General features: G+C 62.3%; 19 protein-coding genes. 1 reads left to right on the forward strand and 18 read right to left on the reverse strand.

The window, feature by feature from the left end; translation table 11 throughout:
* Window positions 1-44 precede the first annotated feature (44 nt).
* Window positions 45-2,876, forward strand: a complete 2,832-nt coding sequence (gene polA, locus HNE04_RS07470) for a DNA polymerase I (protein ID WP_172217908.1) — start codon at window positions 45-47, stop codon at window positions 2,874-2,876.
* An 11-nt stretch (window positions 2,877-2,887) separates the two neighbouring features.
* Here the strand turns inward: polA and HNE04_RS07475 are convergent, their stop codons facing one another.
* The 18 genes from HNE04_RS07475 to HNE04_RS07560 all read right to left on the reverse strand — a co-directional run bounded on the left by HNE04_RS07475 (window position 2,888) and on the right by HNE04_RS07560 (window position 17,789).
* Entirely contained in the window at window positions 2,888-3,172 is a 285-nt protein-coding gene (locus tag HNE04_RS07475; protein ID WP_172218123.1) for an I78 family peptidase inhibitor, read from the reverse strand.
* Window positions 3,173-3,201: 29 nt separating this feature from the next.
* Window positions 3,202-3,624 carry a GtrA family protein gene (locus tag HNE04_RS07480; protein WP_172217909.1) on the reverse strand — a complete coding sequence of 141 codons (423 nt, stop codon included), beginning with the start codon at window positions 3,622-3,624 and terminating at the stop codon, window positions 3,202-3,204.
* A complete protein-coding gene (locus HNE04_RS07485; protein ID WP_172217910.1) occupies window positions 3,621-4,409 on the reverse strand; it encodes a methyltransferase domain-containing protein in 789 nt (262 codons plus the stop codon). Before HNE04_RS07485 ends, HNE04_RS07480 begins: the two co-directional genes overlap by 4 nt.
* A gap of 11 nt (window positions 4,410-4,420) precedes the next feature.
* Window positions 4,421-5,497 (reverse strand): glycosyltransferase family 2 protein, encoded by a 1,077-nt coding sequence (locus HNE04_RS07490; protein ID WP_172217911.1) that lies wholly within the window; start codon window positions 5,495-5,497, stop codon window positions 4,421-4,423.
* 12 nt (window positions 5,498-5,509) lie between these two features.
* Entirely contained in the window at window positions 5,510-7,060 is a 1,551-nt protein-coding gene (locus HNE04_RS07495) for a hypothetical protein (protein WP_172217912.1), read from the reverse strand.
* Complete coding sequence (locus HNE04_RS07500; protein WP_172217913.1) at window positions 7,061-7,975, reverse strand: type II secretion system F family protein; 915 nt, start codon at window positions 7,973-7,975, stop codon at window positions 7,061-7,063.
* Between the two features lie 12 nt (window positions 7,976-7,987).
* The gene (locus HNE04_RS07505; RefSeq protein ID WP_172217914.1) at window positions 7,988-8,980 is read right to left on the reverse strand and encodes a type II secretion system F family protein; all 993 of its coding nucleotides are present in this window, start codon (window positions 8,978-8,980) and stop codon (window positions 7,988-7,990) included.
* A 15-nt stretch (window positions 8,981-8,995) separates the two neighbouring features.
* The gene (locus HNE04_RS07510; protein WP_172218124.1) at window positions 8,996-10,351 is read right to left on the reverse strand and encodes a CpaF family protein; all 1,356 of its coding nucleotides are present in this window, start codon (window positions 10,349-10,351) and stop codon (window positions 8,996-8,998) included.
* Window positions 10,352-10,394: 43 nt separating this feature from the next.
* Complete coding sequence (locus HNE04_RS07515; RefSeq protein WP_172217915.1) at window positions 10,395-11,552, reverse strand: AAA family ATPase; 1,158 nt, start codon at window positions 11,550-11,552, stop codon at window positions 10,395-10,397.
* A gap of 15 nt (window positions 11,553-11,567) precedes the next feature.
* A complete protein-coding gene (locus HNE04_RS07520; protein ID WP_172217916.1) occupies window positions 11,568-11,996 on the reverse strand; it encodes a TadE/TadG family type IV pilus assembly protein in 429 nt (142 codons plus the stop codon).
* A gap of 13 nt (window positions 11,997-12,009) precedes the next feature.
* Window positions 12,010-12,462 (reverse strand): TadE/TadG family type IV pilus assembly protein, encoded by a 453-nt coding sequence (locus HNE04_RS07525; RefSeq protein ID WP_172217917.1) that lies wholly within the window; start codon window positions 12,460-12,462, stop codon window positions 12,010-12,012.
* Between the two features lie 8 nt (window positions 12,463-12,470).
* The gene (locus tag HNE04_RS07530; protein WP_172217918.1) at window positions 12,471-13,766 is read right to left on the reverse strand and encodes a pilus assembly protein TadG-related protein; all 1,296 of its coding nucleotides are present in this window, start codon (window positions 13,764-13,766) and stop codon (window positions 12,471-12,473) included.
* A 29-nt stretch (window positions 13,767-13,795) separates the two neighbouring features.
* Window positions 13,796-13,990 (reverse strand): Flp family type IVb pilin, encoded by a 195-nt coding sequence (locus tag HNE04_RS07535; protein ID WP_172217919.1) that lies wholly within the window; start codon window positions 13,988-13,990, stop codon window positions 13,796-13,798.
* Between the two features lie 104 nt (window positions 13,991-14,094).
* Complete coding sequence (locus HNE04_RS07540; protein ID WP_172217920.1) at window positions 14,095-14,289, reverse strand: Flp family type IVb pilin; 195 nt, start codon at window positions 14,287-14,289, stop codon at window positions 14,095-14,097.
* A gap of 157 nt (window positions 14,290-14,446) precedes the next feature.
* Window positions 14,447-14,725, reverse strand: a complete 279-nt coding sequence (locus HNE04_RS07545) for a hypothetical protein (protein ID WP_172217921.1) — start codon at window positions 14,723-14,725, stop codon at window positions 14,447-14,449.
* A gap of 14 nt (window positions 14,726-14,739) precedes the next feature.
* Window positions 14,740-16,272 (reverse strand): type II and III secretion system protein family protein, encoded by a 1,533-nt coding sequence (locus HNE04_RS07550; protein WP_328700278.1) that lies wholly within the window; start codon window positions 16,270-16,272, stop codon window positions 14,740-14,742.
* 45 nt (window positions 16,273-16,317) lie between these two features.
* Window positions 16,318-17,169: a Flp pilus assembly protein CpaB gene (gene cpaB / locus HNE04_RS07555; protein ID WP_172217922.1), complete on the reverse strand. Its 852-nt coding sequence runs from the start codon at window positions 17,167-17,169 to the stop codon at window positions 16,318-16,320.
* A 32-nt stretch (window positions 17,170-17,201) separates the two neighbouring features.
* On the reverse strand, window positions 17,202-17,789 hold the full coding sequence (locus HNE04_RS07560) for an A24 family peptidase (RefSeq protein WP_172217923.1): 588 nt from the start codon (window positions 17,787-17,789) through the stop codon (window positions 17,202-17,204).
* Window positions 17,790-17,897 lie beyond the last annotated feature (108 nt).

Consider the following 17,897-nt stretch of genomic DNA (forward strand, 5'->3'; position numbering starts at 1 on the left):
AGATGGCGCCAAAGGCATCTCTGCGCGCAGGCACAATGCCCCCCATGAATGCGCCGACCCAACAGGAAATCCCCCAGGACCAGCCGCCCAAAGTGGTGCTGCTGGTCGACGGTTCCAGCTACCTGTACCGTGCCTTCCACGCCATGCCGGACTTGCGGGCGGTGCCGGGCGACCCGACCAGCCCGGCCACCGGGGCCATCCGCGGCATGATCAACATGCTGCAGAAGCTGCGCAAGGACGTGCGCGCCGACTACGTGGCCTGCGTTTTCGACGCCCCCGGCCCGACGTTTCGCGACGTCATCTATCCGGAATACAAGGCCACCCGCTCGGCCATGCCGCCCGACCTGCGTTCGCAGGTGGACGCCATCCATGAGGTGGTGCGCCTGCTCGGCTGGAAGGTGCTGAACGTGCCGGGCGTGGAGGCCGACGACGTGATCGGCACGCTCGCTTGCATGGCCACGGAACACGGCTATCAGACCGTCATCTCCAGCGGCGACAAGGATTTGAGCCAGCTGGTGAACGAGAACGTCACGGTGATCGACACCATGAACGACCGCAAGCGCGACCTCGCCGGGGTCGAGGCCGAGTTCGGCGTGCCGCCCCGGCTGATGGTGGACTACCAGACGCTCGTCGGCGACTCGGTGGACAACGTGCCGGGCGTCGACAAGGTCGGTCCCAAGACGGCGGTGAAGCTGTTGCAGGAATACGGATCGCTCGATGCACTGGTGGCCCGCGCTCATGAGGTCAAGGGCGCCGTCGGCGAGAACCTGCGCCGGGCGCTGGATTGGCTGCCCAAGGGCCGCGAGCTGTTGACGATCAAGAAGGATTGCGACCTGAAGGACCACATCCCGGGCCTGCCTTCGCTGGACGATATCGCCGTCACGGGGGGCCAGGACACGGAGGCGCTGAAGGCCTTCTACGAGAAGTACGGCTTGAAGGGACTGTTCAAGCAGCTCGAGATCCACGAAGTTCCGCCCGAGCTGATCGCGGAGCACCGCAGCAAGAAGAAGGTGGGCGCTGGGGCTGGCGACCTGTTCGAAGAGCCCGACCTGTCGGGCCTGTCGCAGGCCGCCAACCTGCACTACGACACCATCTTCACCTGGGCGCAGTTCGACGACTGGCTGGCGCGCCTGGAGGCGTCGGAGCTGGCTGCCATCGACACCGAGACCAGTTCGCTCGACGAGATGCTGGCCGAGATTGTCGGCCTTTCGTTCAGCGTCAAGCCGGGCGAGGCCGCCTACATTCCGCTGGCCCACAGCTACGGCGATGCGCCCGAGCAGTTGCCGCGCGACGAAGTCCTGGCGCGGCTCAAGCCCTGGCTGGAGAATCCGCAGAAAAAGAAGCTGGGCCAGCACATCAAGTACGACCGCCATGTGTTCGCCAACCACGGCATCGAGGTGCAGGGCTACGACCATGACACCATGCTGCAAAGCTATGTGCTGGAGGTGCACAAGCCGCATGGCCTGGCGAGCCTGGCCGAACGCCACCTGGGACGCAGCGGCATCGACTACGAAACCATCACCGGCAAGGGCGCTCACCAGATCCCGTTCTCGCAGGTGTCCGTGGAAAAAGCCGCCGAGTACTCCTGTGAAGACTCCGACCAGACCCTGGATGTGCATCTGGCGCTGTGGCCCAAGCTGCAGGCCGACAGCAAGCTGAGTTTCATCTACGACCTGGAGATCAAGAGCAGCGAGGCCTTGTACCGGATCGAGCGCAACGGCGTGATGATCGACGGCCCCATGCTGGCCAAACAAAGCGCCGAGCTGGGCCAACGCATGATGCAGCTGGAGAAGGAAGCGCACGACCTCGCGGGCCAGCCTTTCAATCTGGGCTCGCCCAAGCAGATCGGCGAGATCCTCTTCACCAAGCTGGGCCTGCCGGTCACCAAGAAAACGCCTAGCGGTGTGCCGAGCACCGACGAAGAAGTGCTGGAGAAGCTCGCGGAGGACTACCCGCTGCCCGCCAAGCTCCTGGAGCACCGCGGCTTGTCCAAGCTCAAGGGCACGTACACCGACAAGCTGGCCCAGATGGCCCACCCGAAGACGGGCCGCGTGCACACGCATTACGCGCAAGCGGTTGCCATCACCGGGCGCCTGTCCAGCAACGACCCGAACCTGCAGAACATCCCCGTGAAGACGGCGGAAGGCCGGCGCGTGCGCGAGGCCTTCATTGCGCCCGCCGGCCACAAGATCGCGAGCGCCGACTACAGCCAGATCGAGTTGCGCATCATGGCGCACCTGAGCGAAGACGCCGCGCTGATGCGGGCTTTCCGGGAAGGTATGGACGTGCACCGGGCCACGGCGGCGGAAGTGTTCGCCGTTGCGCCCGACCAGGTCAGCAGCGAGCAGCGCCGCTATGCCAAGGTGATCAACTTCGGCCTCATCTACGGCATGAGCGCTTTCGGGCTGGCGCGCAACCTGGGCATCGACGGCACGGCGGCCAAGAACTACATCCAGCGCTACTTCGAGCGCTATCCCGGCGTCAAGAACTACATGGACGAGACGCGGCTGTCGGCCAAGAGCAAGGGCTATGTGGAAACCGTGTTCGGCCGGCGCCTGTACCTGCCGGAAATCAATTCACCCAACGGCCCGCGCCGGGGCGGCGCCGAGCGCCAGGCGATCAACGCGCCCATGCAGGGCACCGCGGCCGACCTCATCAAGCTTTCCATGGTGAAGGTGCAGGACGTGCTGGATGCAGAAGGGCGCAGGACGCGGATGATCATGCAGGTGCACGACGAACTGGTGTTCGAGGTGCCCGAGGACGAGGTGGAATGGTTGCGAACGGAAATCCCCCGCATCATGGCCGGCGTCGCGGAGTTGCGCGTTCCGCTGCTGGCGGAGATAGGGATTGGGGAGAACTGGGAAAAGGCGCACTAGCGCCTTTCGGGTCAACCGCAGCGCAGCCTGCGGATTCGGCCGGTCTCATCCACCTCGATATTGAGGCGTTGCGGATCCGCATCCATTGTCACGGCCTGGCCTGGCCGGATCACCCGTGTGCGCATGGCACCCGCGGCATAGCGCGCGTCGTCGGCCACTTTGTCGTCCACGGTCTTGCCCAATTCAGACTCGGCGCCGGCCGCCCGGCAGCGCGGCTCGGGCAGGCGAGGTGGCTCGCTGGCGCAGGCTGACAGTCCTAGCAGAAGCAGCACGCTGAGGACAAGCCGGAAGGGCATCGGTTCTGGCATGGTTTCGGACGGGCCTATCAAAATGATCCCGAGTTTTTCGCCTCGCTGGTGTTGGCTCCACCCCCGCGCGTCAGGAAAACCCAGAAGAAAGAAAAAAAGGCATTTGAGATTACCACGAGAGTGGCCGCCGTGAGTTGGGCCATGACCAGGGGCATTCGGGGCGAGAGTGCGACCAGGGCGAGAAGATTGATCACGTAGCCAATGACAATCATGACCCCGTATTTGGGAAGGCTGGAAGCAGTTGGCCTGGAGTCCTCGAAGACCCAAACCCGTTGCAAGACATAGTTGAAGGCGACCGCGGCGATGAAAGGCAAGGACGCTTGCCAGATCAGAGGCAGCGCGAGCCCATGCGCAACCTCGCCGCATGCGAGGTAGATGGCCAGCGTCAAAGCGCCAACCACGGCATAACGCACCAGCTTGATGGACAGCAGTGCCGTCATGCGCGGGGTTTACGCAGTACGTAAGCCTGGGTCCAGAAAAGCTGGTTCAGCGGTGTCTTGCTGAGGCGGTCCTCCAGCGCTTCAATGACGCGCCCGCCCCAATCACGTCCGAATTCCGCCAACACGGGCAGATACAGGCCGAATTTTCGGTGCTCGACGAACACGAATCCACTGTCCTCGATGGCGGCATTGAATGCGCTGTGCGTGCGCAGGCTGATGTGTCCGGTCGGCAGAACCGGCTCACGGTAGATGCGGCGCACCAACTGGATGATGCCGGGAAGGAACGCAACCTTGCAGGAAAGCTCCATCAGGCTATAGCGCTGCGGAGTCGTCACTATGGCTATGCCGCCGGGTTTGAGAATGCGGTACAGCGTTTTCAGGGAACGTTCCGGATCCGGGACGTGCTCGAGCACTTCGCTGCACAAGACCAGGCCGAAGGAGTTGTCTTCGATCCCGGAGTCCTGGATGTCATCCACCACCAGTTTCAGGCGCTTCATCTCGTTTGCCAGCGGCTGGATCTGCGACAAGTACGCCTGTTCGATATCGGCCGCTGTGACCTCGGCGCAATGCTGGGCCAGGATCGGCAGGTAGATGCCCGAACCAGGCCCGTACTCCAGCGCGCTGGAGGCCGGAATCGCCGGAGCATGGGTTGCAATCGCCTTGGTCACCCACTGCAAACGGGTTTGGTGCAGCCGGCGCCTCGTGTAGTTGCTGGACGAATAGAGCGTCTGCTGGAGCTCGAACAGAGGGTTGCTTGCAATTGCCGTGTCGCTTCTGATGTCCATGGTTGCCCCCCTCATGCTGCGGCCTTTATGTGGTCTTCCCTGACGCTCAGTGGCGACGTGTCGCCGCGGCCCAGACGACTGCGCAACCGCCGGCCGGTGCCCGGCTTGGCCACGCGTGCAAGAGCTTCCCCGGCGTACTTGTTCCTGATGATGTAGATCGGGCGCTGCTTGCTCTCGATATAGATTCGCCCGATGTATTCACCGACCAATCCCAGGCTGATGAGATTAAGGCTGCCGAAGAAAAGGATGACGATCATCAGGGACGCGTAGCCCGGCAGTTCGATGCCGAACAGCAGCGTCCTGATGAAGACCACGGCAGCGTACAGCGCCGTCAGCATCGCGCTGACAAACCCGACATAGGTCCAGATCCGCAACGGCGTGGTGCTGAAACTCGTGATGCCCTCGATGGCGAAATTCCATAGCTTCCACCCCGCGAACTTCGAGGTGCCGACGGCCCTGGGCGCGCGATCGTAATCCAGTACGGCGGTCTTGAAGCCGACCCAGCAGAACAGGCCCTTCATGAATCGCTGACGTTCGGGCAGTCGTTTGAGCGCCTCGACCACACGCCGGTCCATGAGCCTGAAGTCACCTACGTTTTGCGGGATGGCGATGTCGGCAACGACGTTGTGCAGGCGATAGAACCATTCCGCGCTCTTACGCTTGAGGAAGCCGTCGGTGCTGCGGTCGGCTCGCCGGGCCAGCACCACGTCGGCGCCGTTCTCCCACACGTGAACCAGTTGATGAATCAGGGAAGGAGGATCCTGCAGATCCGCATCGATTGCTACCACCGCGTCGCCGACGGCGCTATCCAAGCCCGCGGTCAGTGCGGCTTCCTTGCCGAAGTTTCGACTCAACTCGATGATCTTGTACTGCGGGCTCAGCCTCGCCAGGGCCACCAGCCTTGCGAGCGTGTCGTCCGTGCTCCCGTCATCGACGCAGATGATCTCGACCTGATAGTTCAGTATTCCTGCCAGCACAGGCCCCAGGGCCTTGTGAAAAACCTCCACGCCGCCGCCTTCGTTGAAGAAGGGAACGATGATGGAAATCTTCTTTTGCCTTGGTGAAGTAAAGGACGTGAGGGTGGGCATCTTGCATTCCCTTCACTTGATTGCGCCGGGTTGTTGGGGCGCAGTTTCCGGATTCATGTTCACGTGCACAACCGCGGATTCGTCCGAATAGAGGCGGCGCCACTGCGGCAGGTGATCCAGCATGGCAACCCCGGCGCTGTCAGGGCTTAGCAGCGTCCAGGCTACCTTGTATTTGGCGAGCAGGTTCGGCAGGCCGTCGGACGACCTGAGTTCAAGCGCTTCGCTGTACTGCTTGAAGAAGTTGTCGCCGTAGACGTCGGCCCGGCCATCGATGAAGGGTGGAATGCCCACGTAGATCAAATAGCCGCCCCAGCCGTAGCTGTTCAGCACGGGCCCCTTGATGCCCGCTTTCTGTACCGCCTGCACGGCGAGCACCGGGGCGGCCATCACTGGAGGCTCGACCGGGCGGATGCGCGCCAGCCAGAGCGTCGCCGCCACGAGTACCAGCACGCTTACAAAAACGGCGCCATCGCCGGCTGGCTGAGCCAGCTTGCGAAAGAAGCGGTCGACGCCTTCCAGTTGCTGCTTCGCCTGCTGCGCCTGGCGCCACTGCGCTGCAAGGGGCACGGCCACGATCAGCGGAGCCAGCAGTCCTACCAGCTCGACGTTGCGGATGTGTTTCAAGGCAAGATGCAGCAGGACCAGGAGCAGCGCCAGCCTGATGGGGGGAAGGCGCAATCCCTGGTACATGGCCAGTGCGAGTCCGCCCAGCAACCAGAGCTCCAGAGGCTGGAACTTCTGGAAATTGGGCGACCGCCACTCTCCAATACGTTCCAGGGCGTAGCTGCTCTCGAACAAGGTCTGCCACGTGAACCAGAGGCCTTGTGCGCCATGCGGCGTGAGAAGGGCGCTCCCCACCGCCAGCACCAGGAAAATCCCCCAGGATTTCGCGCTGACGGCGAGCCGTTGCTCACGCCTGGCCGCAAGCAACGCTTCGAACGCAAAAGCGAAGGCCAGCGCAATACCGAGAGTGAACCCGCCATGCAGGTTAGCCCACAACGTCATCACCGGCAGCAGCCACAGGCGCGGTGCGCGGTTGGCTTCGCTGGCATGCACCAGTTCGATGGTCCAGACCATCATCAACGGCATGGCCAGCACATGGGGCCGGGCGAGCAGGTGGCTCACCGTCATGACCACCGCCAGCATGACGAACAGCAAGACGTAGATCGGCTCCAGCCATCTCAGCAGGGCGCGCGTGAGCAGCGCAATCGTCGCGGCAAACGCCAATGCGGTGATGGCCACGAGCAGGGGCCACCCGCCAGCTTGATGAGCGACAGCCAGGATGATCTCGGCGAGCCACTCGTGCGCCGTCCAGGCGGCGCCTCGCATGGTGTGCGAGTAGACGTCATGGGTGGGGATCGCGCCGTGCTGCAGTATCCACTGGCCGGCCGCGATATGCCACAAGGTGTCGCCATCCTGGAGCAGCTTCCTGCCTTGGGAGATGCTGAACAGGTAGACCGCCATGCCCACCAGCAGCGGCCAGGAAAAAAGCCAGGAGGCGCCCCTGCCCGCGTGGCTTTTTCCTGCAACTGCAGGAGAGGTCAGTTCATGGGCCTGCGTCATCTATTTTGTTCCGGCCAGCAACGGAATCATGGTGCGAATGATCTGGATGACCGCGGGCCCCAGGATGACCATGATCACCGAGGGAAAGATGAAGAACACCAGCGGAAAGAGGATCTTGGTCGGAATCTTGGCCGCGCTCTCCTCGGCACGAACCTGGCGCTTGTGACGCAGGTCGTCGGAGAAAACGCGAAGGGATTCGCCAATACTGGTGCCAAACTTGTCAGCCTGTGTCAGCATGGTGGCAAAGGTGCCGATCTCTTCGAGGCCGGTGCGCAGGGCCAGGTTGCGCAGTGATTTTTCGCGCGTGGCGCCCGCGCGCATCTCCAGGTTGGTGAGGTGTAGTTCTTCGGCCAGGGCCTCGCTCTTGCGCTTGATTTCTTCCGTCACCTTGGTCAGTCCTGCGTCCAGACCCAGGCCTGCTTCTACACAGACCAGCATCAGGTCTGCGGCGTCGGGAAAGTTCTCGAATATCTCGCGTTGCCGTGACTTGATCTTCAGGTGCAGCAGCAGGTTCGGAAGGTAGCAGCCGATCAATGCCGCCATCAGCACGTAGAACAGCATCGTCAGCCCTTGACTCGCGCCGCGCAGCGAAACGTAAGCGAGCGTCGAGAAGAAAAGCGGCAGGAAGGTCTTTGCGGCAAAGTAGAAGAGCCGCGCGTCCTGATGGCGAATGCCCGCGTTCAGGAAGCGCAGGCGCAAAGGAGACGTCTCCCACTCGCCGGTCGGCACCGATAGCTTGGCAAGGGGCCCAACTACCTTGAGAACCGATTCGGTCCACTGGTTTTTTTCGAGCGGTCCTCCTGCCGTGGAGATGGTTTGCAGCCGCTGCTCGGTCCGGGAGGGCACGACCCACAGGAATACCGCGGCCAACCCAAAGGAGACGGCGAGAAAAACGAGAGCTGAGATTGTCATCATGATGGCGGCCTCCTAGACGCGAATTCGAACGATCCGGCGTAGCACGAGGACGCCCATCGCCATCATCACCAGCAGATACTTGATCATCGAGATGCCGATGGGGTCCGTCCACAGTCGGCTCATGAACGAGGGATTCATCACGTTCAGGAGTCCGGCCAGCGCAAACGGCATGATGGCGAGAATCCATGCCGAGAGTCGACCTTCGGCCGACAGCACCTTGACCTTGGCCATCAGCTTGGCGCGTTCGCGAACGAGCCGGCTCAGATTGCCCAGGACTTCAGTCAGATTGCCGCCCGAATCGCGCTGTATCAGCACCGCCACCACGAAGTACCTCAGGTCCGTAAGAGGCACCCGATCGCTGAGGTGTGTCAGAGCCTGCTCCAGCGACACGCCGAAGTTGACTTCGTCGTGCACAATCCGCAACTCGGCAGCGATGGGCTCTGCCATTTCTTCCCCTGCCATTTTCAAACCGGAGGAGAAGGCATGGCCCGCGCGTAGCGCCCGGGTGATCAAATCCAGGGCGTCCGGCAACTGAGCTTCGATCTTCTTGAGGCGTTTCTCGCGTTTGAGGCTCACGTACCATATCGGGATTACGCCCAGCACGGCAGCTGCCACTGCTCCAACCAGCTGGCTCTGGTGAGCCACCGAAACCGCGACGACCCAGCCTCCAGCGGCCGCGGCTATGCAGGTGAGAATGAGTCTGGACACGCTCCAACCCACATCGGACTGCAGGAGGAACCGGTCCAGCCCGCGTACCCGTGGAAGGCTTTGCAGCCGGCGCTCCAGCGGAGGCAGATCGCTGAGAAGCCGCTGTTTGAGCAATTGGGTTTCCGGGGTTATGTCCCTGACAGCCGTCAAAACCCGAAGGCGGTTGTGGAACTTTCGGGCTTCAGGTCCTTTTTGCGCGCGCCACATGAGGTACAGGCTTTCCAGCGCCAGCATGATGGCGACGAATACCAACACCGTAACGATGAGGAAGTCATTGCCCGCGAGAGTCTTGAGCATGATCAGCTCCTGGTTTTACTGATAGTGCCGGGTAGGATCGAACATGGCATCGGGCAGGACCACGCCGAATGCCTTCAGGCGCTCGCTGAACTTCGGCCGAACGCCGGTGGCCTGGAAGTACCCCTCCACCATGCCGGTGGAGCTCAGGCCGGTCTGCCGAAAAGTAAAGATTTCCTGCATGGTGATGACTTCGCCTTCCATGCCGGTGATCTCCTGGATGCTCATCACCTTACGGCGCCCGTCGACCATGCGCAGGACCTGGATCACCAGGGTGATGGCCGAAGCGATCTGTTGGCGGGCAGCCTTGTGCGGCAGGTTCAAATTGGCCATCCCGATCATGTTTTCCAGCCGCGCGATAGCGTCGCGCGGCGTGTTGGCGTGAATGGTGGTGAGCGAGCCTTCATGGCCGGTGTTCATCGCCTGCAGCATGTCGAACGCCTCGGCTCCGCGAACCTCGCCGATCACGATCCGGTCGGGCCTCATCCGCAATGCGTTGCGTACCAGGGCGCGCTGGGTTACCTCGCCCTTGCCTTCCATGTTCATGGGGCGCGTTTCCAGGCGGACGACGTGCGGCTGCTGCATCTGGAGCTCGGCTGCGTCTTCGATCGTCACCACCCGCTCCTGCTCGGGGATGTAACCTGACAGAATGTTCAGCAGCGTCGTCTTGCCGGCGCCGGTCCCTCCCGAGATGAGGACGTTCACCTTCGCCTTGATGAGGCCTTGCAGCATACCGGCCATCTCGGGGGTGAGCGTCTTGAGTGGCTCGGCCACCAGGTTTTCCATCTTCAGCGGAATGAATGCGAATCGGCGGATCGACATCATCGGACCGTCGATGGCGACCGGTGGAATCACGGCGTTGACCCGCGAGCCGTCCGGCAGGCGCGCGTCCACCATGGGGCTCGACTCGTCGATGCGACGCCCGACCAACGAGACGATCTTGTCGATGATCCGCAGTAAGTGCTTTTCGTCCGTGAAAGTGACGTTGGTCAGCTCCAGGAGGCCCCTGCGCTCCACATAAACCTGCCGGTAGGAATTGACCAGGATGTCCGAAACCGCCGGATCCGCCATCAGCAATTCGAGAGGGCCGAATCCCAGCATTTCATGCTGGATGTCGCGAATGAGTGAAACACGCTCCGCGTCATTGATGACAGCCTGCTCTTCCTGAAGCAGGCGCTCGACCATGGTGGCGATCTCCTGCCGCAGGGCGTTGGGTGCCAGCGATTCCAACGCGAGCAAGTCGACGATCTCCAGTAGCTTCAGGTGGATGCGGCCCTTCAACGCCTTGTACGACTCGGCTGCTGGGGCATCAGGCGCCGGCGCCGCAAACTCGGCTGCAGCGCCGCCGTTGAGCTTCGCGCGAAGCGACGTCATGGTCGGCTCGACCCGGGTCACGATAGGTTGAATGCTCGACATTTCAGCTTCTCCTGAACATGCGGCCCAGCAGGCCGCCGCGGTTTTCTTCCTGCTGCTTCGGGCTGATCATCAGCGCAAGGTCGGCCAGGTGCTTGGATACCGTATTAGTGCGAGCGCTGCGCATCAAGGGATCCCCGTGATTGATGGACGCAACCACCTCCCTCCACGAGTTGGGCACGGTGTTGAGACGGACGCTGCCCAGTGAGCGCTGCACCTGCTCGATGCCGATCTCGCTGGTTCTTTCGAAGCGATTGATGATCAGCTCCGTCTTGTCGCCGGGGTAGCCGAGCGACCTGAAGGCCTCCAGCAGCTTGCTGGCGTTGCGCAGGTCGGGTAGCCCGGACTGCAACACGGCAAAGATGCGCCATGCGCGATCCAGGGCCTTGATGGTCAACGTGTCCAGCACGCGCGAGACGTCGAGCACGACGAAGTCGTACTGCGTCACAGCAACGCTCAGGATGGCCTCGATGTGCTCGGGCTTCACCTCCATGGCATGGGCCAGATCTTCGGGCGCCGCAAGAACGCTGTAGTTCGGCGCGACCTTCACGGTGGTCGCGGCGAGTAGCGAGCCATCCAGGCGGCCAATGTCCTTGGCCACATCGGCGAGAGTCGATGGCGCCTTTCCGTCATGCACGAAAGAGAGAGCGTCGCCGAACTGCAGGTTCAGGTCGATCAGCAGTACCGACTTGGTCTCCGCCAGCTGCCAGCCGAGGTTGGTGGCCAGGAAAGTAGCGCCGCTGCCGCCTTTGCAAGACATAAATGCCAGGACCTTGCCCAGGCGGCGTCCCGCAACGCCTGCGAGCTTGGCTGCCACCCGGTTCACCGCAGCCTCAAGAGCTGCCGCCGGTGCCGGGGAGGGCAGAACCTCGCGCACTCCCGCGCGCATCGAGTTGATCAGGAACTCCGGCGTATTGGTGGAGCAAAGCAGGATCACCGCGGTGGTTGGATGATGCGAAGTCACGTGTTCCACATGCACCAGCTCGTGCGTGTCGCAGCACATGCCGTCGACCAGCATCAGCTCGGGCAATTCCTGCTCGGCGATTTCGCGCATTCGGCTCTTGCCGCCTTCGAAGCGCAGGACCGTGTGGCCCTGGCCCTGGAGCGCGCCTCCTATGGCCTCCAGGTGATTCTTGTTGGGTGAGATCACTACGATTTTCATGGAAACTCCTCTAAATCATGAGCAGATGGCGTTGCTGTTCGGGTCCTGGCGCATCACCTCGCGCGTCAGGAATGTGGAGAACTGGGGCATTGGTATCAACTTGGAAGCGGATCCGGGCATCGGCGCGATCCACTGGAAGTTGAGGCCGGTGATGCTGACGGTGACGCCTATGCAGGTTGTCGGGTCACAGGACGGAGGTGTCCATACGACACTGATCGTGCTGATATCCGGCAGCACTCCCTGCATCGTGGCCAGCACGTCGGCCTCGCCGCCGGTGGGGTCGCAGACCACCGCATAGCGGGCACCCGCGCGCGTGGCTTCGTTAGCCGCGTTCCAGGTGAAAAGCATGCGCGCGAAGTCCAGAATGCCGAACGTGAACATCAAAAAAAGGAGCAGCACCAACATGAACTCGACGATGGTGGCGCCTGATTGTTTCGGTTTCATAGTGGTGCCAGGTTCATGGTGCAACGGGCTCTACATGGCTGCGCATGGTCGCTCGGATGTCGGAGAACGTGATGCCGCCGCCTGAGAAGAATTGAACGCCGAGCACGCTCGAAAACATCGGCCGGAACGTATATCCGCTGACCTGGACCGTCACGGTCGTGATGATCGGATCGGCCCCCGCGGTTTGCCAGGTGGGGTTCGGCACGTTCGACCCGTTGAGACCATCAACCAGCACAGGGCCGGTACCGGCCAGGTTTCCATGGACGACCAGGTTGCGCGCCTGGGTCATCTGGGTCCCGGGCGTCTGCATCGAAAGATACCTTGACGCATCACGTACCGACTTGGCCAAGGTGTTGTACTGGTAAATGGCCCGCCCGAATTCGGTCGTGATGACTGTTAGCAGCAACAGCATAGGAAGCATTAGTGCGAATTCGACCAGTGCAACGCCGCGGTGTGACTTGTTCATGCGTCCTCCTATCGCACCAGGACGGGAACCAGCGGGCCGGCCACGCCGCCTGGAATCCCGGAGGTCGTGCAGGGGGTGCCGGGCGCGGAGGGATTGCCTCTGTATTCCAGCTGCACGTTCGTCATCGGAATGCTGAGCGGCTGCAGCATCAACATGCAGGCGTAGTCGATGACGTTGGACGATGGGTTGATCACCGGAACGAGCACGATGCGCCGGCTGATTCCGTAGGTGCGGTGTCCGCCCGTGACGGCGGCTCCAGGCGCCGCCAGCTTCTGGAAGCTGTTGAGCGACCGGGCGATGATGCCCTCGCACACCGTGACCGCCTGGTTGTTGGTGCGCGGGTCCTGATTCGCGCAGGATGCGAAGTCTTGCCGCTTGGTGACGAAGTTTGCCGCGGTGCCGGTCGGGTCGGAGCCGGGTGCGCCGTCGTATGCGTTGAAAGTGCTCGGCCAATTGTTGGCGGTATAGGCATAGCCCGTGAGATCCGGACGGTGAACGGCTGGGTTGCCGCTGTTCTTGTAGATGCCAAACCGGAAGTTCCAGGCGTCGGCGATCGCAGTCTGCACCCCCGGTGTTCCCAACGTATCGCCCACCCGGGTGCCGCAGCTGCCAAGCATTTCGCGTTCCGTTTCCGAGGCGTTGTTCGATCCGTCCAGATTGGCCCAGCCGATCTCTCCTCCCTGGGCGACGTTTTGACCCATCAGTAGGGTCACCCATTCGCCGACCGCGAAGCCGTAGTTCGGGGCGCCGCAATTGCCGCCCGCACAGCCCGTCGTCTTGGGCTTGAGCGCGACGGGGATCGGGCAGGTGGTCTGGGTGCTGCCGCGCGTGGCCACGGCCCTCGCGGCCACATCACGCACGCTCGGGGCAGCCGTGGTGTTGCCGGAAACGGCGCCCAGGATATGGAGCAGCCACATCTGGACGCTTGGCTGGGTATGGGTGCACTCGGCGTACTTGGCAAGAGCGGGATTGGTGGTGACCTGATAGGCCGTGTCCCGGTAAATGATGTCGGCCGCGGCGAGCTTGGTCTTGCCGTCCCAGTTGCCCGACTGCAGGTTGACCCGGTTGACACTGCTTGCGGTTTCGCCCGCGCTACCGGCTCGATTGATCGAATCCGCGAGTCCGTCGAGCTCACCGGCCGCCGACAGGGCGCAACTGTCCATGGCGGTCTGCAACTCGGTTTTCACGATGAACAGACGACCAAAGTCCAGCGCGATCCCCATGAAGCCGAGCAGGAACAGCAGCATGAGACACACCGTGATGATCACGGCGCCCCTTTGGCGATGGCGATTGGTGTTGTTCATTGTGGTGCTCCAAAAGGGGTGTGCGTCTCTCAGATGCAGGTAGCAGTCGTCAGGCAAGCGCCCAAGCGGGCAAGGAAGGTGCCGAAATATCCGGAATTCACCAGTGGCTTCAGCGTCAGGACCAACGCAACCGACAAGACCGCGATGATCAGGGCGTACTCGAGAACCTGTGCGCCGTCTTCATCGGTCGCGAAGGAACGGATGGATTTGAGGACTTTCATCATTTGGGTCACCCGTCACATGAAGCTGGCGATACGTTTTTTGTTGAAGGTGAGTCGTGTTGGGAGCCCGACTGTCGTCAGGCGGACCCCCTTCACGAGCCGGACACTTACTTGCAGCCGTTCACAATCGTCAGGCAGTTACCAACGCGGTCGATGAAGGTGTTCATGTCCGAGTTGTTCAGTGCGCTCAGCAAGATCACCAGCGCGATCGATACCACTGCGATGATCAGCGCGTACTCGATCACTTGGGCGCCGTCTTCTTCGATGGCAAAGGAGCGGATGGAGTTGAAAAGCTTGTTCATTGATTCACCTTGAATTGAAAAAAAATGGTTGAAGTGAAGGGAAAAGAGAAGGGGGTATGGCAGTCGTCTTGGATGGTGCTTTCTCTCCTTTCTGGGTTGTTGCCGTCTGTGGGCGACGTCCCTGGGGTTGAAGTTAGGCGCTGGGAATATCGTTCGGTCAACGGCCGCCGCCGCCGATAGCCCCGCCGATGTTGATCACGTTCGTGACAGGAGGCGGTGCCTTGAACGATTCGTGGTACCGGCCTGCTGCCTCCTTCGCCGCTACGCCGTCCATGCCGGCGATCGGGTCCGGGTTGCTACCCGCGTTCGGATTGATGATCATCATCTGGCGCGCCTGGCGTACCGCTTGGCCGAACTTCGCGTCGTAGTTGGGTGTCGGCGAACTGGCGCAGCCGCCGAACAGGACGAGTGCAAGAGCAATGAAGAGTTTTTTCATGGCGTTCTCTCTGATTACGGTGTCACGGGTTGAGTGGGTGACGTTCCTTCGACCCTGCCGTTCAGCATCAGGTCCGTGCGGCTGGGGACGACGTGGTTGTCGGTGGGGACCATGATGTTCGTCGCCCCAATCGGCTTGACCAGCCGGGGTGTGACCACGAACATGAGCTCGGTCTGGTCGTTCTGGAATTCGCTAGAGCGGAACAGCGCGCCAACCACCGGTGCTTCGCCCAGGCCGGGAAACTTGTTGACCGCTTCGGTGATGTTGTTCTTGATCAGGCCGGCCACGACGAAGCTTTGCCCATCGCCTAGTTGGACCGTGGTATCCACCCGGCGCGTCGTCATCGACGGGAGGACTGCGGTGACGCCGCCGAAGGTCGTGAAGGGCGTCCCGGTTTGCGACAGCTCGGACACTTCCGAAATGACCTTGAGATTGACCCGGCCGTCCAGCACCGTGGGCGTGAACTTGAGGCCCACGCCGAATTCCTTTTCTTCCAGCGTGATGGTTGTGATGCCGTTGGTGCCGGAGGGAGTTTGCGCTACCGGGATGAAGATTTTTCCGCCCGACAGGAAGCTTGCCGCCTGCCCGCTGATCGCCATGATGTTGGGCTCAGCCAGAACCCGCACAATCCCGTCGTTTTTCTGGCCGTCGATGTTGAGGACGCCGCGGCCGATCCGCAAGGCCTGCACCAGGCCGCTGCCGCCACTCAGGAAATCGGAGATCAGCGAGTAGGTATTGAGCCCGCCGCTGGCGGTGCGCGATACATTGACGCTGGAGCCCAGCTTGTCGAGCAGGCTCTTGCTGACTTCGGCGATCTTTACCTCGAGCATCACCTGCTGCGGCGCGGTGATGCGAAGCAGGTTCACCACCTTCTTCGTGTCCGCGTAGGAAGCGGCGAGGCTCAGCACCTGGTCCAGCTTCACCAGATCGGTGACGCTGCCCGTGAGGACCAGCGAGTTTTCCGCACCCCGCACCTTGACTCGGCTCTCATCGGGCATCAACTCGACGAGTTTGGCCTGCAGCGTGTCCGGATCGATCGTGACGATGATGTCCTTGACGACGCAACGGCCCTCAGCACTCTGCAAGACGATATTCATCGACCCCGTCTTGCGGCCCAGGAAGAACAGTTCGGTCGGGCTGAGCAATGTGATCTCGGTATCGGCGACGCCATCCGCTGACTGTCCGCCACCGCGCTCGGGGGCGGGAGGCGGTGCGGCGCCCGGCGTGCCGGCCGGCGCTCCTGCCTGGACAGGACGTCCCGCCCGGCTTCCTGCGCCTCCGCCCACCACGATCCGCGCCACCGGGAAATTGAGCCGGACGACCTGCGATTTGCCGAGCGTCAGATACGTGGGCGGATCCACCGCAACCGAGGTGCAGGGCTTGAGCGCTGTCGACGCTACCGTCGGCGCGGGTGTCGCGGTCGTGGCGGCTCTTGCGGACGCAGTCGCTTGCGGGCTACTGGGCCGCGGTGTCTGGGCAAACGCGGAAACTGCGAGGGCCGTGGAGGCCGCGAAGGCGATAGCCGATTGACGGTAGTTGAGTGGCACTTGGGTTCTCCCTGGGTTGTTGTTCTTCAAGGGGCGTTGTGCCGCTCAGAAGCAGCTCATCGCCAGCGTCCCGTTGCGAATCACTTCGACGCAGTTCGCCTTGACCACCGCGATGGGCCGGGAGGGCGCAGCAGGGCGCGTGGCCACCGGGATCGGACGGGCCGTCGCAGCGACCGGCGTGATGGCCGTTTGCTTGAGGCCGAGTAACTGGTCGCGGGTGATGCCCGCTGTGACGACGTTGTTCTTGTCCAGTTGGTTGCGCAGCACCAGGGAAAGGGTGCCAACGCTCCGGGCGAGGTCGAGCTTCTCCGCGTCGCCGGGCGCGAGTTCCAGCGTGACGGCACTGACAACCTTGGGCTTGGTGTCGTCGCGGCCGGCCTCTTGGGCGACGGCCAGCACCAGCACCTTTTCCAGGACGGTCATGCTGATCTGGCTCGCCTGCTGGCCATTGCCGCGGTCTTGCTGCGTGTTGACCATCACGTCCACATAGTTGCCCGGGAGCGCAAAGCCTGCGACGCCGACCACATCGTTGACTCGTACGGTCATGGCCCGCTTGCCGTCGGCGATGACCGCCGACAGTCCGCCTTTCGTGCCGGCCGGTGCCAGCTTGCGCTCCAAAATGGGCTCTCCGCGCTGCACGCTGACCTTCACCACCCGCTCCTCCAGATCCTTCCCGTCTTTGAAGGCGCCGTCCGGCAGGGAACTGCTGGGCCAATCCACGGTCTGGACCATCTGCGGATTTATCTTGCTGCCGAGCTCCATGTCGACCGCCGCTACCACCACCTTGGTCGAGGCGATGTTGCCGCGCTGGGCGATCCAGCTTGCCGCGTAGACGGCCGCAGCCAGGCCCGTGATGATCGCGAGGATCAACAATCCAATGGCCTTCATGTTTTTCATTTCAATAACTCCATGAAATTTGGGTCGCGGCCTTATGCGTAACCCAGTTGCTGTGCCACCACGTATGCGATGGTTCCTATGGCGATGCTGATGCCGTAAGGCAGTCTCCCGATGGACGGGCCCCCGGCGAGAGACACCGTGGGCCGAACACCGCTGATCGCTCCGAACGCCATATAGCGGGCGATCTCGCCTACATTGCCGGCCATTCGTCCGGCCGACCTGTGCGCGAGTGCGAACGCCACGGCGACGGCGCCGCCGGCGATGAAGGTGAACACGATGGCGTACAGGATCCCGGGAAATGCAAGGAACGCACCGACCATCGCCATCAACTTGACGTCGCCGGCGCCCATCACCTTCAAGGCGTAGAAGGGCAGCAGCACCACCAAGCCCAGCGCGAGCCCGCCGAGAGCCCACAGCAAGCCAGTAAGGGCTTGCGGGGCCACGGCAGTGTTCCAGGCCAGGCCTATCAGCATCCCGCCCACGGACAACCAGTTGGGGATGCGGTAGCTGCGCACGTCAATGACTGCGGCTGCGATCACCAGCACGACCAGCGCGATGCCCGGATTGGCGGCCAGGCCGCCCAGCAGTGGGTGCAGGTAATCGACAGACACGGTTCTCATTGGTTAGGCTCGTTGTTGTTTGGCCGAGAACCAAATATGCGCGGCGAGGTCTTGGCCGACATGGGTTTTCGGTCCCGATTTGGGTAGTACATGCGCCCTTGCCAACTT

Source organism: Caenimonas soli (assembly GCF_013155545.1).
GTDB lineage: Bacteria > Pseudomonadota > Gammaproteobacteria > Burkholderiales > Burkholderiaceae_C > Ramlibacter > Ramlibacter soli.